Annotated in this window: 21 protein-coding genes, 1 tRNA gene and 4 pseudogenes; 10 read left to right on the plus strand and 16 right to left on the minus strand. The window is 33.9% G+C overall.

Features of this window, described 5'->3' with window-relative positions; all coding sequences use genetic code 11:
* Window position 1: 1 nt before the first annotated feature.
* The 5 genes from trpS to JKF54_RS01930 form a co-directional block, all read right to left on the minus strand.
* Window positions 2-1,000 carry a tryptophan--tRNA ligase gene (trpS, locus tag JKF54_RS01910; RefSeq protein ID WP_211908439.1) on the minus strand — a complete coding sequence of 333 codons (999 nt, stop codon included), beginning with the start codon at window positions 998-1,000 and terminating at the stop codon, window positions 2-4.
* A 15-nt stretch (window positions 1,001-1,015) separates the two neighbouring features.
* The gene (locus tag JKF54_RS01915; RefSeq protein WP_010402249.1) at window positions 1,016-1,576 is read right to left on the minus strand and encodes a nucleotide exchange factor GrpE; all 561 of its coding nucleotides are present in this window, start codon (window positions 1,574-1,576) and stop codon (window positions 1,016-1,018) included.
* Window positions 1,577-1,638: 62 nt separating this feature from the next.
* Window positions 1,639-2,625, minus strand: coding sequence for a polyprenyl synthetase family protein (locus tag JKF54_RS01920; protein ID WP_211908440.1), 987 nt, complete (start codon window positions 2,623-2,625; stop codon window positions 1,639-1,641).
* Window positions 2,626-2,635: 10 nt separating this feature from the next.
* Window positions 2,636-2,950 (minus strand): 30S ribosomal protein S16, encoded by a 315-nt coding sequence (gene rpsP / locus JKF54_RS01925; RefSeq protein ID WP_006015540.1) that lies wholly within the window; start codon window positions 2,948-2,950, stop codon window positions 2,636-2,638.
* A gap of 134 nt (window positions 2,951-3,084) precedes the next feature.
* Window positions 3,085-4,884 carry a peptidylprolyl isomerase gene (locus JKF54_RS01930; protein WP_211908442.1) on the minus strand — a complete coding sequence of 600 codons (1,800 nt, stop codon included), beginning with the start codon at window positions 4,882-4,884 and terminating at the stop codon, window positions 3,085-3,087.
* Window positions 4,885-5,073: 189 nt separating this feature from the next.
* Between JKF54_RS01930 and JKF54_RS01935 the strand changes: the two are divergent.
* From JKF54_RS01935 to nth, 3 genes and pseudogenes are all read left to right on the plus strand, one after another.
* A pseudogene (locus JKF54_RS01935) lies at window positions 5,074-5,843 on the plus strand (IS5 family transposase).
* Window positions 5,844-5,866: 23 nt separating this feature from the next.
* A pseudogene (locus tag JKF54_RS01940) lies at window positions 5,867-6,238 on the plus strand (molecular chaperone DnaJ); the annotation flags it as partial.
* A gap of 21 nt (window positions 6,239-6,259) precedes the next feature.
* Window positions 6,260-6,898, plus strand: coding sequence for an endonuclease III (gene nth / locus JKF54_RS01945; protein ID WP_211908444.1), 639 nt, complete (start codon window positions 6,260-6,262; stop codon window positions 6,896-6,898).
* 129 nt (window positions 6,899-7,027) lie between these two features.
* Here nth and JKF54_RS06860 read toward each other — a convergent pair.
* Together JKF54_RS06860 and purH are read right to left on the minus strand one after the other, a co-directional pair.
* A pseudogene (locus tag JKF54_RS06860) lies at window positions 7,028-7,925 on the minus strand (IS5 family transposase).
* 475 nt (window positions 7,926-8,400) lie between these two features.
* Window positions 8,401-9,921: a bifunctional phosphoribosylaminoimidazolecarboxamide formyltransferase/IMP cyclohydrolase gene (gene purH / locus JKF54_RS01960; protein WP_211908446.1), complete on the minus strand. Its 1,521-nt coding sequence runs from the start codon at window positions 9,919-9,921 to the stop codon at window positions 8,401-8,403.
* A gap of 127 nt (window positions 9,922-10,048) precedes the next feature.
* On the opposite strand from purH, the pseudogene JKF54_RS06735 reads away from it, so the two are divergent.
* Window positions 10,049-10,204: pseudogene (locus JKF54_RS06735) on the plus strand (WPE palindromic element domain-containing protein); the annotation flags it as partial.
* Between the two features lie 87 nt (window positions 10,205-10,291).
* On the opposite strand, the gene fmt reads toward JKF54_RS06735, so the two are convergent.
* The 7 genes from fmt to JKF54_RS01995 all read right to left on the minus strand — a co-directional run bounded on the left by fmt (window position 10,292) and on the right by JKF54_RS01995 (window position 14,563).
* Window positions 10,292-11,191 (minus strand): methionyl-tRNA formyltransferase, encoded by a 900-nt coding sequence (gene fmt / locus JKF54_RS01970; RefSeq protein WP_211908448.1) that lies wholly within the window; start codon window positions 11,189-11,191, stop codon window positions 10,292-10,294.
* 19 nt (window positions 11,192-11,210) lie between these two features.
* The gene (gene rplT, locus JKF54_RS01975; RefSeq protein ID WP_211908450.1) at window positions 11,211-11,576 is read right to left on the minus strand and encodes a 50S ribosomal protein L20; all 366 of its coding nucleotides are present in this window, start codon (window positions 11,574-11,576) and stop codon (window positions 11,211-11,213) included.
* A 21-nt stretch (window positions 11,577-11,597) separates the two neighbouring features.
* Complete coding sequence (gene rpmI, locus JKF54_RS01980) at window positions 11,598-11,804, minus strand: 50S ribosomal protein L35 (protein WP_006013548.1); 207 nt, start codon at window positions 11,802-11,804, stop codon at window positions 11,598-11,600.
* Between the two features lie 98 nt (window positions 11,805-11,902).
* On the minus strand, window positions 11,903-12,346 hold the full coding sequence (locus JKF54_RS01985; RefSeq protein WP_019236701.1) for a PAS domain-containing protein: 444 nt from the start codon (window positions 12,344-12,346) through the stop codon (window positions 11,903-11,905).
* Window positions 12,347-12,557: 211 nt separating this feature from the next.
* Entirely contained in the window at window positions 12,558-13,112 is a 555-nt protein-coding gene (locus JKF54_RS01990) for a hypothetical protein (RefSeq protein WP_246433239.1), read from the minus strand.
* Complete coding sequence (locus JKF54_RS06340) at window positions 13,112-13,318, minus strand: hypothetical protein (protein WP_246433240.1); 207 nt, start codon at window positions 13,316-13,318, stop codon at window positions 13,112-13,114. Before JKF54_RS06340 ends, JKF54_RS01990 begins: the two co-directional genes overlap by 1 nt.
* Before the next feature lie 288 nt (window positions 13,319-13,606).
* Window positions 13,607-14,563, minus strand: a complete 957-nt coding sequence (locus JKF54_RS01995) for a hypothetical protein (RefSeq protein WP_211908452.1) — start codon at window positions 14,561-14,563, stop codon at window positions 13,607-13,609.
* A gap of 218 nt (window positions 14,564-14,781) precedes the next feature.
* On the opposite strand from JKF54_RS01995, the gene alaS reads away from it, so the two are divergent.
* Together alaS and JKF54_RS02005 are read left to right on the plus strand one after the other, a co-directional pair.
* Window positions 14,782-17,355, plus strand: a complete 2,574-nt coding sequence (gene alaS, locus JKF54_RS02000) for an alanine--tRNA ligase (RefSeq protein ID WP_211908454.1) — start codon at window positions 14,782-14,784, stop codon at window positions 17,353-17,355.
* A gap of 211 nt (window positions 17,356-17,566) precedes the next feature.
* Window positions 17,567-17,638, plus strand: a tRNA-Asn gene (locus tag JKF54_RS02005).
* A gap of 86 nt (window positions 17,639-17,724) precedes the next feature.
* Here JKF54_RS02005 and JKF54_RS02010 read toward each other — a convergent pair.
* On the minus strand, window positions 17,725-18,459 hold the full coding sequence (locus JKF54_RS02010) for a leucine-rich repeat domain-containing protein (protein ID WP_211908456.1): 735 nt from the start codon (window positions 18,457-18,459) through the stop codon (window positions 17,725-17,727).
* A gap of 196 nt (window positions 18,460-18,655) precedes the next feature.
* On the opposite strand from JKF54_RS02010, the gene gpmI reads away from it, so the two are divergent.
* Window positions 18,656-20,152, plus strand: a complete 1,497-nt coding sequence (gene gpmI, locus JKF54_RS02015) for a 2,3-bisphosphoglycerate-independent phosphoglycerate mutase (RefSeq protein ID WP_211908457.1) — start codon at window positions 18,656-18,658, stop codon at window positions 20,150-20,152.
* A gap of 439 nt (window positions 20,153-20,591) precedes the next feature.
* Here the strand turns inward: gpmI and fabD are convergent, their stop codons facing one another.
* Window positions 20,592-21,557: an ACP S-malonyltransferase gene (gene fabD, locus JKF54_RS02020; protein WP_211908720.1), complete on the minus strand. Its 966-nt coding sequence runs from the start codon at window positions 21,555-21,557 to the stop codon at window positions 20,592-20,594.
* 125 nt (window positions 21,558-21,682) lie between these two features.
* On the opposite strand from fabD, the gene rpmE reads away from it, so the two are divergent.
* From rpmE to JKF54_RS02035, 3 genes are all read left to right on the plus strand, one after another.
* Window positions 21,683-21,895, plus strand: a complete 213-nt coding sequence (gene rpmE, locus JKF54_RS02025; protein ID WP_068651074.1) for a 50S ribosomal protein L31 — start codon at window positions 21,683-21,685, stop codon at window positions 21,893-21,895.
* Between the two features lie 20 nt (window positions 21,896-21,915).
* Window positions 21,916-22,701, plus strand: a complete 786-nt coding sequence (locus JKF54_RS02030) for an NAD kinase (RefSeq protein ID WP_211908458.1) — start codon at window positions 21,916-21,918, stop codon at window positions 22,699-22,701.
* Between the two features lie 83 nt (window positions 22,702-22,784).
* On the plus strand, window positions 22,785-24,035 hold the full coding sequence (locus tag JKF54_RS02035) for a hypothetical protein (RefSeq protein ID WP_211908459.1): 1,251 nt from the start codon (window positions 22,785-22,787) through the stop codon (window positions 24,033-24,035).
* Window positions 24,036-24,061 lie beyond the last annotated feature (26 nt).

Here is a 24,061-nt window from a genome sequence, read left to right on the forward strand (position 1 = left end):
CCTATTGAACAAACCCTATAATATCCTTGATCTTTTTTATATTGTTATTTGCAATCTCTGCTGCTTTTTCTGTACCTTCTTTTAATATTTTATGTAAATGGAGCTGATCCTTCAAAAGACCGTTCAACTTCTCACGTATGGGTGATATAACACTGATGATTAAGCCAGCTAACTCTTTTTTAAAGTGTTTCATATCATGTTTATTCACTTCTTCACACACTTTTTCCACATTTAAATCACTAAGCACTGAATAAATGTTTACCAAATTGTTTACTTCTGGACGGCACTTTAAAGTAGCAAAATCAAAGCCTGGAATTGAATCTGTTTTTGCTTTTTCTATTTTCTTGACAATCAAGTCATTTGTATCGTCAAGGTTAATGCATGAGTATTCTGAAGAATCAGATTTGCTCATCTTGCTTGCTCCATCTCTTAAGCTCATTATCCTTGATGTACAATCCAAAGTTAAGATTTCAGGTATGATGAAATGACTACATTTATAATGATTGTTAAAAGCTGATGCAATATCACGTGCAAGTTCTAAATGCTGTTTTTGATCATCGCCAACAGGAACATATTTAGTTTGATACAGCAATATATCCGCAGCCATAAGTACTGGGTAGCTATATAACCCAAGAGAAGCTTTTTGTCTATCGCTTCCAGCCTTATCTTTAAATTGAGTCATACGATTAAGCCAACCAATTGGTGTATAGCACCCTAGCAGCCAGCCCAATTCTGCATGACCACTAACTGCGGATTGATTGAAAATAATCGACTTTTCCGGATCTATTCCACATGCAATATAAGTTGCTGCTGCTTTAAAAATATTATTTTTTAATTCATTTGCGGGAAGCTTATTTGCTGTGATTGCATGCAGATCAACAACACAAAAAAGAGATTTATATTTATCCTGCAACCCTATCCACTGCTTAATTGCACCAAGATAATTGCCCAAATGTAATACTCCACTTGGCTGAATACCTGAGAAGATAACTTCTTCCATACCTTGAGTGTTTTATTAGTTACTTTCGCAATCAGCAGATTTTTTAGAAAGAATAACCATTGCAGGACGAAGCAACCTATTTTTAATTGTATAACCAGTTTGTAGTACTTCTACAATAGTGCCAGGCTCTTTTTCATTATCTTCTCTTTCCACAACAGCTTGATGTAAATTGCTGTCAAAAGAGTTACCTATTGGATCTATTTCTTCTATTCCATGTTTTTTTAGATCACTCACAATCTTTTGGTGCGCCACTTTTATTCCTTCATGAATAGGATCATCATCTTTCAAGTTTTCCATTGCTTTTTTTAAATTGTCACAAGAGTCGATCATATCACGTGCAAATTTTGTGACTGCATAATCACTTGCATCGCTAATTTGCTTTTGCATTATACGTTTAACGTTTTCATTATCCGCAACAGCGCGACGTAAATGATCTTCAAGCTGAACTGCACGTTCTTTTAATATATTAAGCTCTTCACTTAAATCACCTGTTTGCTGATCTTCTTGATCATCCCCTTTTCGTTTACTGACCATATCTGCAAATTTCTTTTTTTTCTCTTTATTACTATCTGACATATCATTCACCCTTACAAACTTAATAAATATATAACAATCAATCTAAAAATATCAAGCGTTAGCTATCCTTGTCTTTCTATGCTTGCATTTAAAAAGTCAATCAAAGCAGTTTTATAAAGAGAATCAGAAAAAGTATCAATATTACTTTGCGCCATATTAATATAGTGTTTAGCTTCTTCTATAGAAACATGAATGGCATTATGATGATTAATATATTGTAATGCTTGGTCAAAATTGTGTCTAGCTGAAGAAAAAGATTTCTCCCAGAATTTTTGTTCTGATGGGCTGCCTTTTTCATATGCTATAATAGAAGGTAAAGTAACTTTACCTTCAAAGAAATCTTTTCCAAGTTGCTTTCCTAAAGTGCCTTGATTAGCAGTATAATCTAGCACATCATCAATTATTTGGAATGCCATACCAAAATTAAACCCGAAATTCCTTAGCCTCTCTGTTTCGTCACTTGTGGCTCCAGATACTACTGATGCAGCCTCGCAGCATGCAGAAAATAAAGATGCTGTCTTTTCTCCAATGATATTAAAATAATTTTTCCTAATTGTGTTAGGGTCAAAACGCGTTGTCATCTGCTTTATCTCACCCTTGACAAGCAAATTAGATGCCTTAGATAAAATAGAGAGAACACTTAAATTCCCACATTCTATAAGCCATCTAAATGCTAAGGTCAATAATAGATCACCAACTAAAATGCTTGATTTATTTCCCCAAATTTTATTTGCTGTTGCAACTCCATGGCGTGCCTTACTTTCATCAAGCACATCATCATGAAGTAAAGTAGCGTTGTGTATAAATTCTACCGATGCAGCAATGTTGACCCTACTCTCTCCAGAGTAATTCAGCATTTTACACATAATAAAAATGAGCTTAGGCCTTATCTTTTTTCCTCCTGAATTAATAAGATGAGATGTAATATCGGTAGCAAGCTTAGTACCTTCATCATTGACATTTTTGAAGATAAAGTCATTCATAGCCAATAAATCAGAAGATAAAATATCATCTAATTTACTACTTTTTGTTAAATCAGTGTTTAGCATTTAAGAGGACTTATGCTTCTTGCCCTTGTACTTTCTCAACTTTTTTCTTTTCTATTTTTTTCGATTCTGTTTCTAAATCTACTATGCCTTTTTTAATGAACCACATTACCCTTTCAGTTGCTTGCGCTCCTACACTTAGCCAATGTTTTAATCTATCAGCTTTTACCACAACACGATTTTTATTGTCTTTTGGCAACATTGGATCATATTGTCCTATTCTCTCAATAAAGCGCCCATCTCTTGGTGCTCGTGAGTCGGCTACAACTATCCTATAAAAAGGACGTTTCTTTGCCCCAAACCTTGCTAACCTTATTTTAACTGCCATGTCAACCTTTATTCATATATTAATTACAATTTAAATACAATAAACAGCTCAAGTCAAACTCATTGTACCTCTTTTACCTAAAAATACAATATAGCCCCCTCCAATCACTCATAAAAGGAAGATAATAAACTTTTTTATATATCATCAATCATAGCATGATTAACTTCTACTCTATACTTTAATTTTAGATAGCTAATTAACTGTTCCTTTAGCGATATCATCACACGTTTTCCGGTGTCAAGCATGTTTAATTTACCATTTGATGAATGCATTTGTTTTAGAACGCCTATTATAATTTCATTATTGTATTGAATAGGATCTGTTACCGAATTAGTTGTTTTCATATTGAAAATCTCTTCTATGAAAGAAAAAGGGTAGTTTTGTTCATTGCGTTGTATTTGCTGGCCTTTAACCAATTTTATACCTTGCATTTCTTCCAAATCTGTCTTTTCTCTTAGTTGAACTGCTACTTCTTGTCCCATTTTAAACATTCTTTCTTTTATAAATTCACTACGCCAAAGCTTTATGGCTGATTCCCTACTTTCTTCAAAATTTTGTAATTTAGGAGGAACGATATCACTGATTTTTACACTAACAACAGTATCTCCAACACCCTTAAAATAATTCTTCTGATCTTTCTCGCGTGAAAAAATGAAAGAAATGAAATCACTGGAATTTCCTACTTCATTACCACTTTGGTCTTTTCCACTAGCATCTACTGGACCAATGGTTTGTATAGGTAAATTGTAATTATTGGAGATTTCTTCAATCGTTGCACCATTGTATATCTTATAATTCACTTGATTTATGAAATCATTGACTTTTTCAAAAGACTTTTGATTGGTTAAAACTGACCTTATGTCTTTTTTTAAATCAACCAAGTCTTCATCAGAGATTTGATGTATGCTTTCTACCTTTATTACGTGCCATCCAAAATTGCTTGTTAAAACTTCACTTACTTCACCTGTTTTGAGAGCAAATACCTTTTCTCTCATATTTTCAGGTAAGAAATCCTTAGTTATATTATTTACTCTGGTTTCATCGAGTTTCACTTTATTAAACTCTTCTATTATTTGTTCAAAGCTTGCTTTACTTTCTTCAAGTGCTCTTCTTGCTATTTCAGCTTTTTCTTTGGTAGGAAATATCACATTGAATATGTCTCTTTGATTTTTAAGTTCCTGATGTTCTATTATACTATCAACCTCTTCATCTGAAATTCTGATTTGATCTTCAAAATATTTTTGATCCAGAGAAATGTATTGCGCAGTTCGATACTCAGGGTAATAAAAATTGGACTTATTTCTTTCATACAAATCAAGTAAGGCTTGATCATCTGGTTCAGGAACGTCTGTAATTGCATCCTCAGTTATTTTAACAATATCAACTACTCTAGTTTGGTAGCGATTTTTGTATATCTGCTCATCAACACCCTCACCAAAAGTTACCGGATAATTATCTTTAAATAACGAAGTCATGAACATCATTGCAGGCAGGATTTTCTCTAGTTTTTCTATATATTCCTTTTCTGTTATATGCAGGCTATTTAGAGTTTGATGGAATTTATTATGGTCAAATTCTCCTTTATCGTCCTGAAAGTACTTGGTATTTTTTATATGGCTTTCGATAGATTCTTCTCCAACTTTTAATCCAAGTTCGCTAATTAGGTTAAACAATAGTTTTTGCTCTATAAGTGCGTTAAGTAAATCATATTTCAGCTTTTTTACTTGTTCTTTACTTACATCAGATCCAGAAATTTGCTTTTCATAATTTTGATATAGTAATGTATATTCATCTGATGTTATAACTTCCTTTCCTACTTTAGCTAATTCTTTCCTTTCATCATCATTTGATAAAACATTGCCAATCCCCATAAAGATTAATAAGCAAACTAAAAGGAGAACGATTGCCTTGGTAAAAAAATTTCTAATACTCATTGTAAACTCAGTTAACTAACACTTAAATTTAGAATAGCAATAATTTAATCTTTGTAAATCTATTAACAAATTAGCTAATATATGTAATATTGTAGTGTATTAAATTGAATGGAAGCTTATATTAACCTAAGAGCCTGTAAGTGATCTCTGAATATGGTAAGATGAGGTATAGTTGACATGAGGTAAAGTATGAGGAATACATATCCAAGTGACATAAGTTGTGAAAAATTCGAAAAGATTAGACTAATTTTAGAAAGTGTGCGAAAGAAAACAAAGCCAAGAAGATTAGGTTTATATGAGTTATTTTGTGGTGTGCTTTATGTACTAAAAAGTGGCTGTCAATGGCGAATGCTTCCAAAAGAGTTTCCAAGATGGCGAAATTGTTACGATTACTTTAAGAAATGGAGTAAAAAAACGAATGAAGATAGAGAAAGTGCTCTAGAAATTGTCTTAAAAAAATTGGTTGGAGAGAACAGTGGTCGGAATACCAAAACAAGCTTCTGCATCATTGATGCCCAAAGTGTAAAAAATACCGATACTGCTGAAGAAAAAGGTTATGATGCTGGCAAGAAAATTTCAGTAATAAAGCGTCATATCGCAGTTGATACACAAGGTTTGACACACGCAATTCATATAACAACGGCAGAAATAACTGATCGTAGCAGTGCTTTGACAATGGTTAAAAATGCTAAAGAAAGTCTCTCTGAAGTTAAAAACATACTGGTTGATGCAGGCTACACTGGAGAAAATTTTGCAACACAGATAAAAGTAACTATTGGTGCAACTGTTGAGGTGAAGCGAATTACACACCTTTGCTGTATTGCCAAAAAGATGGGTTGTTGAGAGATCTTCTTTTGCCTGGTTGGAAAAATGTAGGCGACTTTGGAAAAATTGCGAGCGTAAACTTAATACTAGCCTACAAATTTGCTTTTACTTCTTTCCTCCTCAAAAGATTATGAACAGGTTCTTTGATGATAAAGGGTTTATTTCTAATAGTCTTTATGTTGATGTGACAATATTTGGTACTTTGTCATTGTTAGCACTGCTAGCTACTGAGATATTTAGTCCTACATTTTCAAAAGGTTGTGAAATATACACTGAAAAACACATGAAAGATTTACTTGAGGAAGATCCAAGAGATAGAGTACAAAAGGAAACTAATCTGTTAGGACGGTATGATCCACGAAGGCTATTAATGCCGATAATTATGCCTCTTGTTAGAAAGTGTTTTGCAGAAGTGGCAAGCGAATTTGCTGAAAGGAATTTTGATGAGGTAAAAACTGATATGTCTGATGTTAATACTGAAGGACTATCTAATCCTCAAGCAATTGAATTTGCACAGCAAACAGTATAGTATAAGCTTTTAGCTCTATGCATGGACTCAAAAAAAGTAGAATTAATATTTGAAAAATTTCAACAGTCAAATCCTGCGCCAAAAATAGAGCTAAATTATACCAATCATTTTACGTTATTAGTTGCAATAGTTCTGTCAGCGCGGACGACCGATATAAGTGTTAATAAAATTACAAAGGAGCTATTTAGTATCGCTGATACGCCAGAAAAAATGTTGAATCTTGGGCAAAGTGAGCTGAGAAAATGCATAAGCAGTATTGGTTTATATAATTCCAAAGCAAAAAATATAATCGGGCTCAGCAAAATATTGATTGAGAGGTACAATAGCAAAGTGCCTACTAATTTCGATGATTTGGTATCTTTACCAGGGGTTGGGAGAAAGAGCGCTAATGTGTTCTTAAATTCAGGGCTTGGTATTCCAACATTGGCAATTGATACTCATGTTTTTAGAGTAAGCAATAGAGTTGGGCTTGTGAAAGAAAAAGATATATTTAAAACAGAGCAATCTCTTTTGAATGTGGTTCCAAAAAAATACCTGCTTTATGCTCATCATTGGCTAGTTTTACACGGTAGATACATTTGCAAGGCACAAAAACCTTTGTGTGAAACATGCATAATTCATGATTTATGTGAGTTTGAATGCAAGAGGTATAAAGTCTAGCACAACACTTCGATATTTCTTACTTTTATCATCCAAGTAGCTGATCTCTATGATGGTGTCAACCGAGTAGCTGACACTGGGATAGCTTTGTTGCATCGCTTATCGGATAGTGGGTAAAGCATAAAAAATTCATGAAACTACCTCAAATTTAGCCATGCCAATATCAGTAAATTTATTGAGTAAGTAACATTTTATTAGCAACTCTTTTTCTCGATTTACTTCAGATCTATTTCTAAAACTAAACCCAAATATTTGCTTTAATCTTGAAAAAAATCCTTCAATATATGACCTTTTTCCATAAACCTCTTCCTCCTTCCACTCTTTCACACCGTCTTTACCACATAATCTAATGGCAACATTCCTTTCAGCCATATAATCCAATTTTGTATGCTCCGCTGCACGATTTTTCGGTAAAATTTTTGTCTTTATATCATATTTTTTGCACAATTTATAAAGCTTGATAGGCTCTGTCTGCATATAATGCTTTTATAGCATGCTGAAAGCTGAGCAAGTCACAAGCACTATAATGGTCGGAGTAGGCACCATTGCTATATTGTGCAGCTATAGCTTTTTTACTATTTATACTCAATATTACGTGTAGCTTTCTTACCTGTTTATAACTGCGATACTTCGCTATTTTCCTTACTGTGACCAGGGGTATTATCTGATACTTGTACTGTCTATGGCAATTTCAATATCTTCCATATTGTTTTTATCAACTCTGCAATCATTGATCTTAATATTGAAACCTTCTTGAAGCCTGCGAATAGCTAATGACTGCTAACTACTTGCTGCAAATATCCTTTTATAAACCCTACCGTTTGTCTTAAGCCAATTCTAAAGAGACTAGCGACATATGCACTAAAATCACAACTTTATTACTATAAATATAATTTCCACCTCGCATTTTGGGGCTATTTTCGTACCAACTTTCTATTGCCTCATTAATAAAATGAAAAATATTTCCTCTTTCTTGTAGAAATCTGTTATATCCATGGCAGTTACTGACCTTCATTTTAGTTGGCATATTTTTCTTTCGTAGGTAAAATGCCTGTTTTATAGTGAATTTCGTCAGTAACTTCCAGTTCTTTTTATCTGAGCTATGCAACAAAGCCCACTGGAATCCAGTCTTTCTTACCAACAAAAACTTAGAATAACTTTTGTTCTTAAAAAATTTCTAGATTCCAGACTCATGTTTCAATGTTAAACAAGGTACAATAGAATTGAGTAGGGTAATTTCTAGGGAATTATTATATTCCAGAAAAAGTAAAATATCATCCAGATAGACTAATATACAAGGTAAGCTGAATGTCTATAAGGAAAAACAGCAAGGCATTTTAGGATTTGCTATAATCGCATCAGGAGCTCAAGAGTACAGCTTACAATTACAGATAGGTATAGTTGAGTTTAAAGTAACTACATCAATTTACTACAATTTTCAAACCTATAAGCTGCTATGCAACAAAGCCCTGTGTGGGTATAATTTTGACAGGATACAAAGCTTAATGGAGAAAGTTACGAACATCAGTGAAAAACATGGCAATTTTATTCTCATTTGCAGCTGCTATCACGTCTTGATCTTTCAATGAGCCACCTGGCTGAATTATAGCTGTAATTCCATGCTTTGCACTCTCTACTATACTATCTGGAAATGGAAAAAATGCATCTGAAGCAAGCGCTGCGCCTTTACATTTTTCACCTGCTTTTTTTACTGCAATATTCACACTATCTATTCTGCTTGTTTGTCCTGCACCGATGCCAATAGCACAACCGTCTTTTGCTATCACTATTGCATTGGATTTTACATGTTTACATATTTTCCAAGCAAAAATAAGATCTTCCTTCTCTTTTTTTGTTGTAGTGCATTCTGTCACTCGGTTTATTTCTTCTACTTTTACTGTATGGTTATTATTTTCTTGCACTAAGAACCCGCCAACAACATTTTTGATTTGATATTTTGCATTTTGCTGAAGAGATTGATGAATAATCACTCTTAAATTTTTCTTTTTTTGTAAAATTTTTAGTGCCTCATTGTTTACCGATGGTGCTATCACCACTTCCAAAAATATCTCGTTTAATTTCTCTGCTAGCTTTAAATCTATCTCCCGATTGAAAGCAACTATTCCACCAAAACTGCTTATTTCATCACATGATAGAGCTTTTTCATATGCTTTTAAAGCACTATCACTAACAGCAGCGCCACATGGATTATTGTGCTTTATTATCACTGCTGCAGGTTCTTGAAACTCAGAAATTATGTTAAGTGAAGACTCTATGTCGACTATATTATTGTAGCTCAACTCTTTTCCATGTATTTTCTCCAGTGGATACTTGCTAAATTGATTGCTATAAAATGCAGCTTTTTGATGAGGATTTTCACCATACCTGAGTCCTTGTGCTTTACATCCATATAAAGTAAAAAACTCTGGTAACTCATTGCTTTTACCCTGTGATAAAAACCAATTGTAAATATTAGAATCATACTGTGCAGTCAGAGCAAATGCTTTAGTTGCTAGATGTTTTCTATATTCTAATGTTGTCTGATTGTTATTTTTGATCATCTCAGCTTTCAGTGTTTCGTAATCTTGAATGCTAGAAATCACTGAAGTGAAATGAAAGTTTTTTGCTGTAGCTCTAATTAATGCTACTCCACCTATATCTATTTGTTCTATGATTTGCTTCTCACTTGAGTTGCTATTAACCGTTTTCCAAAATGGATATAAGTTAGTTATAAGCAGATCTATCGGCTTAATTTCTAGATTCTGCATTTCCTTTTCGTGCCTTTTTCGATCACAGAGTATTCCTCCATGAATTTTAGGATGTAAAGTTTTCACTCTGCCATCTAGTATTTCTGGAAATTGTGTGTAATCTGAAACTTCTTGCGTTTTTATTCCCGCATCTGATAGCACTTTATAAGTATTCCCTGTTGAGAGAATTTCTATTTGTTGCTGCATCAAAAACGATGCAAGTTCAATTATATTTGTCTTATCGTATACTGATATTAAAGCTCTTTTAATTTTCATATGGAAGGTTTCTTAAGATTATATCTAAGAAAAGAAAATTTGTCTATATATAGCTACTACGTCATACCGCCACGTTATCCACAACTGTACGAACATTGTGATACAAGAGACCAAAAAAGATGTCATCCCAGTGCCCAGACACTGGGATCCAGAAAACTTCACTTTAAATGAACGCACCAGGTGGCTGTACAATAGAAACTGGATTCCATTGTCAAGCACTGGAATGACACCATCTACTACTCAAATTACCTGCAAATTGCAATGTTCGTACACCAAAACGCGGTATCTTGTTGTAGATTCCGCTAACAAGCAGCGGAATACCAAATTGTAGAAGTTGCTTTAGCTCTTCTCACCCTCCCTTCAAAGTAGTCTATTCTATAAATTTTTTTGTTAAACTTGATTTTAAGCCACGAACAAAATCTTTAATATCGCAAGGATTTCTTCCTTCCATTTGTACAACTTTAGGAATTAAAGTACCACCTTTTAAACTTATATGCATATTATCATTAATGATCTCACCTTGTCCTGAAGTGAAGGCTTCAAATTCAGCATCAAGTATCTTGATACGTTTATTCTCTACCTTAATGAATGCTTTTGGATAAAATGCTTTAACCTTTCTATAAGCAATTTCACAGGCGTCACTTGCGTAAATTTTATAGTCTTTTACTTTGTCAGCATAGCACGCATCGTTATCGCTCTGTTTTAAGGGAACTTGCTTTTCAATTTCGTTTAGTACTTTCAGCAGTAAATCACTACCTAATTCAGACAATTTATCATACAACGTCTTATAATTATCGCTTTTTTCAATAAGAAATTTTTTCTGTTTTAAAATAGGGCCAGAATCTAATCCTTCATCTAGCTGCATAATGCTAACTCCGGTTTCTTGATCTCCGGCTAAAATTGTGTGCTGTATCGGAGCTGCACCGCGCCACCTAGGCAGCAATGATGGATGAATATTAATACAACCATATTTGGGAATATTTAAAATTTCTTTTGGAAGTATCAATCCATACGCAGCAACAACTGCAACGTCTGGCTTAAAATTTCCAAACTTTTCTTGCTCTATCGAAGATTTTAAAGAGGTAGGAGTACATACCTCTATGTCACTTTTTTCAGCAACGATGTGTACTGGCGATTTTGTTAACCTCTGCCCACGTCCAGAAGGCTTTGGAGCTTTAGTATATACTGCTACTATTTCACTCTGTAATTTCAATAGTAAGTTTAACGCACCAACAGCAAACCCCGGTGACCCCATGAAAATAATTCTCATGTTTTCAGGTGTGTTTGCTTTAGGAATTTTCTGCTAACTTAATATTTACAGTTTCTATTAATTTAGCAAAATCATCCTTATGATTAACAGCCATCTCAGCAAGAATTTTTCTATTCAAATCAACTCCAACAAGTTTAAGACCATACATAAACCTACCATAAGTAAGTCCATGTTCTCTTGCCGCTGCATTAATACGTATTATCCACAAACCACGAAAATCACGCTTGCGATTTCTTCTGTCTCTATAAGCATACTGTAGTGCTTTTTCAACCCTTTGTAATGCAATTCTATAACAATTCTTTGCCCGTCCTCTATAACCCTTTGCTAATTTTAATACCTTTTTATGACGAGCATGAGTAGCGACTCCACGCTTTATCCGAGCCATTTTTATCTTACCTCCATTTTATTAAATACCATAAGGCATATAAAGTTTAACTATACGCGAGTCAGATTTATTGAGAATCGTTGTACCGCGTTGATTACGAATATTAGATTTACTTCTCTTTACCATGCCATGTCTCTTACCTGACTGAGTAGAGATGACTTTACCCTTAGCTGTAAGGTGAAAGCGCTTTTTGACAGAAGATTTGGTTTTTAATTTTATTTTCGTCATATTCTAAACAAATTTACAAACACCACTATTTAGTTCTTTATTAGTAATTAAGTATGAGTATAGATAATTTTATTAAAGAATCAAATTAAAATTGTATTTTAAAGCAGCTTGAATGTAATCACACCCAGTATATGTGTTATACCTTCTTCATTCCCAATTGGTAGCAATACTTGCCTTATTTTAACACTTTCACTTTCTTCCTCTTCGTTAATTGAGCATTTACTCTCTATTACAGTCTCAAGTTTATCAATAACTGCATCTATTTTATATAACCGCAAAAATGGTGCATCAATTGCATACTTATCATCGATGTACATCTTTTTTTCAAAACCATAGAATTCAATAGCTTTTTCTCCTGCATTTTCACAAATATAACCTCGATCTTTAACTTCAATGATAAAACAATGCTGCCATGACTCCATGATTTCTGCAGTGTCTATTTCATGTCTTTCTGGCCATTCTCTATCTGATCCTTTTATATCACTCCAATGTTGAGTAACTATATTCACTATTCTTCTTTCTTTGCCTGCATAATTTTCCATTCGAAATTCCACATATAAAACACAGATATGAGGTAAATTTATCGTGAATGTATTGATTTTTTCTTACTAAAGGATGTAGATTATTGAAAATTCTCATCCTGTTTACACAACAGGTAATGATAAATTAAGTATAATAATTAGAGCATAAAAATTATTAAATGAGGAAACTGTAAAAAAATAATAAAAAAATTCTATTTTTGCAATATTGTGACTAAATAATACTATTACCTCTACTTTCTAAGGTTATTGCACTTAATAAATTACTAGATGAAGTTTCTTCCTTAGAACTACTATGGCTTTTATTTTTTCTATTATAAAACCAACATTTAAATGGTACAGCTGCTGCGATAGCTGCTAACAAGACTACTCCCATTGCTAACATATCTACTGTTAACACTCCCATATTTTCCTTATTTGATCGAGATGTTTCCAATAATTTAAATCTTCTCAAGTTCCTATCATGAATCATAGGATTACCCAAAATATTTGTCGTATTTTTAACATTTCCTATATTTTGAATTGTAATTCCATTACTAGCGTTTGATTTTTTCATTTCTTCCATTACTTGTTTTAAGTTTGGTAGTTCTGTTGTTGTACTTTCAATATCAACAGCTTCCAGCTTTTGCAAATTCTCATTACTCAAAAACTCTTTGAGATACTTTTCATAAAACTCTTTGGCATTATATCTTTTATAACTTCGTATTTTTCCACTCTTGAGATCAGAAACAATATCATCAATCATCACTTTTGGATTTTCTGCATGCACTATTTCTCCTTCAGCAACAAGAATACGATAAGATGTATCGTCAAGCATACATACTTAAGTTTTAAATCACCTCCTCCCAATAGAAAATATATTGTTCTGTTTTGTTCTACATCTCGCAATTCTGATTCAATACTAATCCATCTATTCCTTTTTTCCTTATTGATTGATCTTTTTTTTCCTACAGTATTTTTAAATCTTCTTGACATATATGACCCCCAAGCTGACCAATATTTCCTTATGTATAAAAGATAAATTATTTAAGTCCACATCTTTTCACTAAGATTTTTATATTTTTATTATACTAAATAATACATATATTAATATCTGAATTTCTCATTGCAATTTATTATACCTTAGTAAAAATGATATAAAATTAGAGAAAGAATTATAAATTTTGTGTAAGACAGGAAAATTTCTTCTCCTTTGGTTCCAGAGCATATAAGTGCTGTAAGCGCTAAGTTGATGGCACTGTTGTGCCATCAAACTCTGGAATTTTACTCAACACTAATCTGAGAAGATAGATGTGCTACCGATGTAGCATTGCTGAGCAAAGATTCTATTTCTGATGTAGATCCGGAATGCTCAAGTTGAGTTTGTTCAGGAAGGTTTTTCATAGCTTTTTCAACATCGTAGCTACCTTCCCTATTTTTTCTATGCCATACAAAGTATCCTAATCCTGCAAAAGCTACTGCTAGCACTCCACCCAATATACCACCAGCAATCCCTGCTATTCCTATATACTGTCCTCCATTTATTTCGGGTAATTTAGGCCCTTCCACATCTGTGCTATTAAATATAGAATGATCTAATACTTCTTGTGAATTACTATCAAAACGGGAAACACTACTTATACCTTCAGGTGTCATTCCATAACTAGCGTTTGATTCTTCTATTTCATTTATTACGTCATTAATCTCTTTAGTAGTTACTTTGCTTGATGCAAAATCGAATTCTTGTTTTGTTAAAGAAGCTGATTCGATAGTTACACCTTCCTTCATCTGATAATCAATTTCTTCAGTAGTAGATCCTCTCAATTGGCTATTTTCATCAGTTCTTTCTTTTAGCTTTTTTGAACTATCCTTACCCAATTCATCTACAAGGTTTTGTAGATATATTTTCTTAAATTCTCTATAATTATATTCTTTACCTTTTTCTATTTCTCCACTCTTAAGACCTAAAATAATTCTATCTATTGTCGATTCACGAATTGCTTGAGGAATGTCTATTGAATTTACTATTCCTGTAACCAAGCCTATCTCAGCTGCTCTAGAAGATATAGAGAGGTCTTTTACTGTTAAATTCTCTCCTTTAATTAAAAATTCTACCCTTCTGTTTTGTTTTATACTTTCCAAGTCAGATACAATTCTAATTGTTGGACCATCCATCTCCTGCTTATTTTTTGTTTCTCTCTTTCGCATGCTATTCTTAGTGTTTTGGAATTTTTTTGGCATTTCACACTCCTTAAATTAATTAATAAAAGTATTATTTGAATTAATAAATACTTCTCTATGTTAGTGGATAAAATATTTAAACCTATATCTTTTTATTAAAATTTTTATGTAAAAGTTACTTTTATTATACTAAGTAATGTATATATTAATATTTAGATTGATAAATTGATTTTACTTCTGTTACAACTTATTATGCATAGATAACCTCAGTAAAAACGATGAAGCTAAACGAAATTAGAGAAAGATTTATAAAATTTTTTGTAAATAATAATCATGAGCAAGTTCCTTCTTCTCCTTTGATTCCAGAGAACGATCCAACACTCATGTTTACAAATGCTGGTATGGTACAGTTCAAAAACATCTTTACCGGCACGCAAAAAACTGAAATGAAACGTGCCGTCTCAAGTCAAAAGTGTCTCAGAGCAGGTGGTAAACACAATGATCTTGAAAATGTTGGCTATACATCTCGGCATCACACATTTTTTGAAATGCTCGGAAATTTTAGCTTTGGTGATTACTTTAAAGAAACTGCGATAGAATTTGCGTGGAAATTTATTACTGAAGAATTGTCTCTTGATAAAAACAGACTATCCATAACTGTTTACCACACTGATGATGAAGCATATGAAATTTGGCGTAAGATAAGTGGCTTTTCAGATGATAAAATCATAAGAATTACAACAGATGATAACTTTTGGAGCATGGGCAATACTGGTCCATGTGGCCCATGTTCTGAAATCTTTTACGATCATGCAAATCAGGATTTGCATGAAGACGACAGAATTGTTGAAATTTGGAACCTGGTGTTCATGGAATTTAATAAAGATGAAGAAGGTAATTTACAAAAATTACCAAAAAAATGCATCGATACCGGAATGGGCCTTGAAAGAATAGCAGCTGTTATGCAGAACGTTCATGATAACTATGATATTGACTTATTTTCTGCTCTGGTAAGTAAATCGCAAGAGTACTGTGGAAATACGGAAAATAAAGTAGCTCATAAGATTATCGCAGATCACCTTCGTGCAGCTGCATTTCTCATCGCAGAAGGAGTGCTTCCTGGAAATGAAGGAAGAAATTATGTACTACGCAGATTGATCAGGAGAGCAGTACGTTATATCCACCTACTTGGATATAATGATTCTCTATTGAACCTTGTTTTTCCTGCACTCATAGATGGCACAAGTTTGGCTTATATGGGAGATGCTTATCCAGAGCTAATCAGAGCTAAAAGCTTAATAGAAACAACGTTAAAATCAGAGGAAGAAAACTTTAAAGACACTTTAATGAAAGGCATTAATCTCTTGGACAAATTCACTGCAGATTTAAAATCAGGTGACACTCTATCTGGAAAATCAGCATTCAAACTATATGACACTTATGGATTTCCTTTGGATATCACACTTGATATTTTGAAAGAAAGAAAAATAAATTTTGACCAAAAAGGTTTTGATAATGCAATGAAAGAGCAAAAAGAAAGAGCACGTGCTAATTGGACTGGATCTGGTGAAAAGTCTGTTGAACAAGTATGGTTTAATTTAATCGATCAGTTTGGCAAAACGGAATTTGTTGGTTATGAACGTGATGAAGTAAAAGATGCAACAGTACTCGCAATAATTTCCTCTAAAAATGAAGTAATTGATTCTGCAAAAGAAGGAGAAAAGATAACTATTATACTTGATAAAACACCTTTTTATGGAGAGTCAGGTGGACAAGTGGGAGATATTGGAAATCTTATACAGTCTGATGGAAGTATGGTAACAGTCGAAAATACCAACAAGATTAATGACTTGTATTTGCACAGGTGCGTTGGCTCAATTTGTAAAGGTAACACAGTTACAGCTAGTATTAACAAAAAAAGAAGACAAGACTTAAGAAGAAATCATTCAGCTACACATCTTCTACACTTTGCACTCAGAAAAATCTTAGGTGATCACGTTACTCAAAAAGGTTCTCTAGTCGCACCAAATAGACTAAGATTTGACTTTAGTCACAATAAGCCAGTCACTCAGGATCAGCTGTCTTCAGTAGAAGATATAGTAAACTCTCTAATCAGAGAAAATCTTTCTACGTCCACAAAAGTTCAAGGTATGGATGAGGCAATAGACGAAGGAGCGATGGCCTTATTTGGTGAAAAATATGGTGATAATGTTAGGGTTGTAAAAATTGGAGATTCAAAAGAATTATGTGGTGGTACACACGTGGAGCGTACCGGAGAAATTGGTTTGTTTAAGATAGCAGCAGAATGTTCCGTTGCATCTCGAGTAAGAAGAATTGAAGCTTTAACCGGTCAAGAAGCAATTAATTATGTACGCAATAACGAAATTAGCTTAAAAAAAGTTGCAGAATGCGTAAAAGCACCAGTAAATGAAATAATAAGTCGACTCAGTATTTTAAGCCAGGAGCGCAAAGAATTTGAAGTCAAAATAAAAAATCTTTATAAAAAGCTTATCAGTGTAGAAACTGTAAAAAGTACCGAAATAAATGGAATAAATTTCGTAAGCCACACTTTCAATAACGTTCCAGGAAGTATAATAAGGGAATTTGCTCTACAGCAACAAAAACCGAAAACTGTAATAGCTTTCATGGTAACAGAAAAAGATAAAACAGTTTTGATTGTCAAAGTAAGTAAAGATTTAACTAATAAGATCAATGCAAAAGAGCTAGTATCTACTGTAACCAGAAGGGATTGCGGTGGAAATGCCGAACTTGCCCAAACAGGCTGTGATAACAATAAAATAGATGATGCCATTACAGCAATCCATAGCAAAATAACAGCTTGCAAAAACTAATACACCCTACTACCTCGGTATCTTTTAACCGTGAACGGAATCGTCAAGGTATTATGCAAATAAGGGTAGAGAAGACTTAACTGTCAAATGAGCATATCAGGTAATAAGAACTGGATTACAGCTCCATGCTCTGGAATGATATCTAGGTTTAAAGTCTACATAAAAATCATTTACAATCTACGTTCAATATGATAAATTAAAAACAGTTTATTCCTCGGTAGCTCAGTGGTAGAGCAGTTGGCTGTTAACCAATTGGTTGCTGGTTCGAATCCGGCCCGGGGAGCATTGTTTTATACAATCTGTACATTTCATTTTTAGCCCAGAATTCACTAACTTTTCTCTGTCTCTTAAACAGACAAAACTGTGGAGTTATATAGCTTTAAAACCTTTACTTTCAAAATGCAAAGATGCCTGTACCTCACTTAGCTTACTACCTGATTCTTCCCCTATTTTTCTTCTATTACACCTACTTTGCAGTGAAGGCAGGACATTTTTAGGGAACGTGCTATCAATATAACAATAATTAAAAATAATTGAAGTAAGATGCACCAAATTTCCACTCGCCAAAGTCTGTGAACCTCTGTAATTAATGCTGTTATCATATACTTTAAGTGTAATAAGATTTATAAGATTCCCACTCGCTAAAGCCTCTGCACCTTTTTCACTGATTTCATTCCATCCTAAACTAAGCAACGTAAGATTTGTAAGATTTCCACTCGCTAAAGCTTTTGCCCCCCTATCGCCAATTTTATTATCATATAATTTAAGCTCAGTAAGACTTGTAAGATTTCCACTTGCTAAAGCCTCTACACCTTCATCACCAATTTCGTTTCCTCCTAAATCAAGCGAAGTAAGATTTATAAGATTCCCGCTTGCTAAAATCTTTGCACCTTCTGTACCAACATAACTGCAACTTAGATCAAGTGAAGTAAGATGAGAAAGCTGAGCTAATTCTTTTATAACCTCATAATTAATTTTTGAACATCGTAAAATAAGTCTTGTAATCTTTGTATTGCTTTTTAAAAAGTTTACTAATCTATCAACATTAATTATAGCACCTGATGTTGCTAAAGTATTATCCTTTATATATTGGCTATAACTCATTTGACCTCACTATTAAAGCTATGCAAGTGTTTTAGTAAACACTTCAGCAACTGTCAATCACTTTAATAAAATATTTTATGAAAAACTTCATATACCATTGCCTCCAAGCAGCTTTTTATATCTCTTATTTTAACACAAAAGTTGTGAGAAGAGTTTGTTTTTGGTATCATCGGAGGTTCTCGATGATAACTTTTATATGAACTTTAAATCAGTCGTTTTATGTATATTAGATGGCTGGGGTAATGGAATAGAAAATAGTAAATACAACGCTATTAGCAATGCAAATCTCCCTTGCTGGCAATATATTAGCTCTAATTATCCAAAATGCAGTCTATCTGCCTGTGGCACTGATGTTGGATTACCAGATGGTCAAATAGGCAATTCAGAAGTTGGCCATATGAATATTGGCAGTGGTAGAGTGGTAATGCAAAGCCTTCAGCGTATTAATCAAGAAATCGAAACGATAGAAAATAATGCAAATCTACAGAATTTTATTAATGATCTAAAAAGTAAGAATGGCATATGCCATATAATGGGATTGATATCAGATGGCGGTGTTCATTCGCATCAAAAGCACATTTCATCTTTAGCAAACAAAATATCACAGCGCGGAATTAAAGTTGTAATACACGCATTTTTAGATGGCAGAGACACATTTCCAAATTCAGGGAAAAGATGCATTCAAGAATTTACAGAGAGTATAAAAGACAATGATATAAAAATTGCCACTGTCTCTGGACGTTATTATGCTATGGACCGTGATAGTAGGTGGGAAAGAACAATTGAAGCTTATGAAGCCATCGCATTTGCAAAGGCGCCTCGTTATGATGATGCAGTATCGCTTATTGATGAAAATTATCAAAATAATATAACCGATGAATTTATCAGGCCCGCAGTAATAGGCGATTATCAAGGTATAAAACCAGAAGATGGATTGCTATTGGCTAACTTTCGTGCTGATCGAATGATACAATTGGCAAGTATTTGTCTTGGTAAAGCAGGCTATACTGAAGTGGCAAAATTCTCTTCAATTTTAAGTATGATGCAATATAAAGCGGACTTAAAAATCCCTTATCTCTTTCCTCCTGAATCTTTTGCCAACACTTTGGGACAGATAATAGAAGACAATAAATTACGGCAACTGCGCATTGCAGAAACTGAGAAATATGCTCATGTGACTTTCTTTTTTAATTGTGGAAGAGAAGAACCTTTTTCTGGTGAAGAAAGAATACTAATTCCTTCACCAAAAGTTAAAACTTATGATTTGCAGCCTAAAATGTCAGCCTTTGAGCTCACAGAAGAACTTGTAAAAAAAATTCATTCTCAAGAATTTGCGCTGATAGTTGCAAACTATGCTAATCCTGATATGGTGGGACACACAGGTAATATAAAAACAGCTGAGAAAGCAGTACTCGCTGTAGACGATTGCCTTGCAAAAGTGCTAAGTGCTGCTGAAGAAGTTGGTAACACCGCACTCATTATTACAGCAGACCATGGCAATGTAGAATGTATGTTCGATGAAGAAAATAACACACCTCATACAGCACACACTCTAAACAAAGTTCCATTCATTATATCTTGTAACAATCTAAAACTAAGAGATGGAAAATTATCTGATATTGCCCCCACTATTTTACAGCTACTTGGGCTCAAAAAGCCAAATGAAATGACAGGTAGTTCGTTGATTGTATAATTTTTCGCATTACTCTCTATGCACAGCTGTTGTAGTTTGAAACATCGTAAGGGTGTCACTCAAAGTAGTACCGGTGTTATTTCAGTAGCCCCTTCAGTGTCATCCCAGTGCTGGGATCCCATTCTTCTTGACTCCTGGATTCCAGAGTCACGCGCTGACCATCTTTGTTCATCTAAAAAGTAGCAACTTTATGATGGCAGTGCCCAGAGGTGTCATTCAGTAGCACCTTGTCGTTCCAGTAGCTCTTTCGGTATTATTCAAGTAGCCTATTCGGTGTCATCCCAGTGCTTGACACTGGCATCCAGTCCTTTTATACAAAAAACGTTGTAAAGTGTTTACCAACTTAATGCCCAATCTGGATCCCAGTGCCAAGCACTGGGATGACACCATCATAAAGGAACTAGTGTTAGCTACTTGAATGATATTAAATAGATATGCTTTAACTTAACCCAACTTTTAAATTTTTCGCTGTTAGTACTAATGATTCATCAAAGAAGCTATTAATATCACCAATACTATCTATATTTTTCACACTGATAGATTGGTCAATTCTTTTAACTAGATTAGATAAAACTTTGTTAGGGCCAACTTCAACAAACTTATTAGTGCCATGGCTTGTCATATATAAAACCATCTCTCTCCATCTTACTCTACTTACAACTTGCTTAGCGAGCAAAGCTCTTATGATCTCTGGATCACTTTCTTCCTTAACTGTAACGTTTGATACAAAAGGAATCGAAGGGCGAGTTATGTTGATGCTTTTTAAAAATTCCAGAAGTTTTTCATCAGCAGGTTTCATAAAAGATGAGTGAAAAGGCCCACTAACTTGTAATTTTATCATTTTCTTGACACTTGAGTTTTTGAATAAATCAGGTAAGACCTCAAGAGCCTCTGCAGTACCACTCACCACTACCTGCCCACCACCATTATCGTTTGCAATTTCACAATCAATTTGAGCTGATTTTAATATACCTTCTACTTCACTTATTTCTGCTCCAAGTAGAGCAAACATTCCACCTTTGCATTTTAGTGAAGCTTCATGCATTGCTTCGCTACGAACTTTTAGCAATTTGACTGCAGACTCAAGCGTCAATGCCCCTGCAGCACACAGCGCTGTATACTCGCCAACTGAATGCCCACAAACATACTGAACGCTGTAAAGAGATTCACCAAATACGTGCTTCATAACACGTAGCGTTGCAATTGACACTGCCATTATAGCTGGCTGAGCGTTTTCCGTGATGGTTAATTTCTCAATAGGGCCATTGAAAATCAAATGAGACAGCTTTCTACCCAATCTGTCATCTACTTCATCAAATACGTTCCTTGCAACTGAAAATTCATCATATAAGCTCTTTCCCATTCCTACAAATTGGGAGCCCTGACCAGGAAAAGCAAAAATCATAAAAATTTTTTCATTCTTCATTGAGAATACTACTTTATTTATTTTTTGTCAATATTTCACAATAATGATTGACCAAATGAACCAGATTCACTAAAATTTTAGCTGGTAAGAAATTTGTAAGAACAATGGCAGAAATCGATTATCACAAAGTTACTATAGTTATGACAGATGGTCAAGAGTTTGAAACTTATTCCACTTATGGAAAAGAAGGTCAAAAAATAAAGCTTGATAGAGATCCTCTTACTCATCCTGCATGGACTGGAAGTTTGACAAGCGGTTCAGGGGAGAAGGATAGTAAAATAGCTAAGTTTAATGATAAATACGGGAGTCTTTTTTAGTTCCTCCCCTCTTTATTTACATGTATAAATATAAAAATGTAGGCTATATTGCTTCTTCGCTACCCAAGTCTCAGGAAGTATCTAAACTACTACAGAAACTCAATTTTATCAATATAGCAGAAGCAGGTAAGCATGAAGTTGATCTGCTGATAGTTGTTGGTGGCGATGGTTTTATGCTACGCACCCTACACAACCACGTCATAGGAAATAAAGATATACATGTGTATGGAATAAATACCGGTAATGTCGGGTTTTTAATGAATAAATGTTTTAAAGATCTAATTGATCATATAGAACATGCAGTTCCTACTCAGCTAACTTTACTAAAAATGGAAGCCACAGACATAAGTGGCAAAAAACACCATTACATCGCAGTAAATGAAGTGTATGTCTTTAGAAATGCAAATCAAATAGTGGAGATGAATATTACCATTAATGATAAGCTAAAAGTAGAAAAATTCAGAGGAGATGGAATTATATTGTCTACCCCAACAGGTAGCACTGCATATAACTTCTCTGCCGGTGGGCCAATCTTACCACTTAATTCAAATTTACTTGCACTGACTTCCATTAATAGCTACTACCCAAGGCGTTGGAATGGAGCGCTAATCTCAAATGATACAATAGTGCAAATTGATATCAATGATGTGAAAAATCGTCCAGCACTTGTAGTATCAGATTACAAGGAATTTCACGACATATCGCAGGTAAAAATACAGAAAGATCACGAAAATACAGTCACTCTACTTTTTGACAAAGATTGCCCTTTGAATGAAAGGATCTTTGATCAGCAGTTCTTATACTAATATTTATTCTTAAATTAGTATTCACTATATCTTAATAACTATAGCGTAATCAACATAACATTGTAATTAATTTTGGAGCGAATATGCCTGGATCAGGAAATAAAGATAACGTCACACTGGTTTCTCATACAACGGTGAGTGAAAATAGTGCAGCAACTTCACCAACACCAGCACCTAGAAACACAGCGTTACAAACAAGTTCGGCTAGCGAATCAAGTTCTTATGAAGAAAGGCAAGAAGAATCGAATGGTGCAAATATAGAACCTATTTATGCATCCATAGATCCAAATACAAAATCTCCAAAAAAGAGTCGTGATAATCAAATAGATAGTCAACATCCAACTCTAAGCAGATCACCTTCTCAAAAAACAGTATATAGCGAACCTTGGAATAGTCAAAAAACATCAGAAACTTTAGAAAAATTAATGAAGGCACATACAACTCCTCCACCATCATATAAAACAGATGACTCTGAAAACTCCTTGCTTGAAGATAATAAAAAGACAAACAGATTTTTACAGAAAGTAAAGTATACGATGCAAAAGAAGAAAGTTACAATGCCTTTCGTAGGTCTTGTTACGGCATGTTGTATTACGTCAATCGTTTTAGCTGTGAAGCAAAGAGAATTCATTGGATTCATCGGCAGCATAAATCCTGTAACTATATTTGGCGGAGTATTAGCGTCTTGTTTAGCCTTGGGAATTATGTGGGAACTTATGCAAGCAGTCCGTACTAAGGAGCACAAGATCACAAAAAGAGATACTCAAGAAGTTTTAGATGAGATATCAAATACACTTTCAAAAGACAAGAAATGCATCAAGTCTTTGGTATTAAAATATAGCAACGGTAATCGCGTTTACTTTACATTTCATTCTCTTCCAGAAGAAGCAAAAAGTGATCCGAAGATCGTAGAACTTACAGGCCAGCCAATCTATTACAAGAGTAAAGTAAATTCATTAATCAATGATAGAATATGGCTTCCTATCTTAGGAACAGTTCTTATTACTGGAAACATAACCTTCCCTTTAGCACTTTATTCAACAGGTGGTTTGAGCAACATAGTAAGTTCATACACAAATCCTACTATTTACTGGCCAATCGTTGCAATTTCAGGCACTCTACTGCTTTTCACTTTAGCTTGCACAATTCATCATTGGAGCAAAACTGATTTTAAAGATTACTTGTTATTAGATACAAAAGATGCTAATAGTGAAAATCCTAATGAAACAGCTATTAAAACTGTAAAAAGCAGTCAAGAAAAGATTAGTTCAAAATTGTTACAAGTAGTTGCTGAACGATGTGGCCATCCAGATATTACTTATATTATTAATTAAATCTGGCTCGTACTTCTTTTTATCGC

Origin of the sequence: Wolbachia endosymbiont of Spodoptera picta (genome assembly GCF_018141665.1) — a bacterium.
Lineage (GTDB): Bacteria > Pseudomonadota > Alphaproteobacteria > Rickettsiales > Anaplasmataceae > Wolbachia.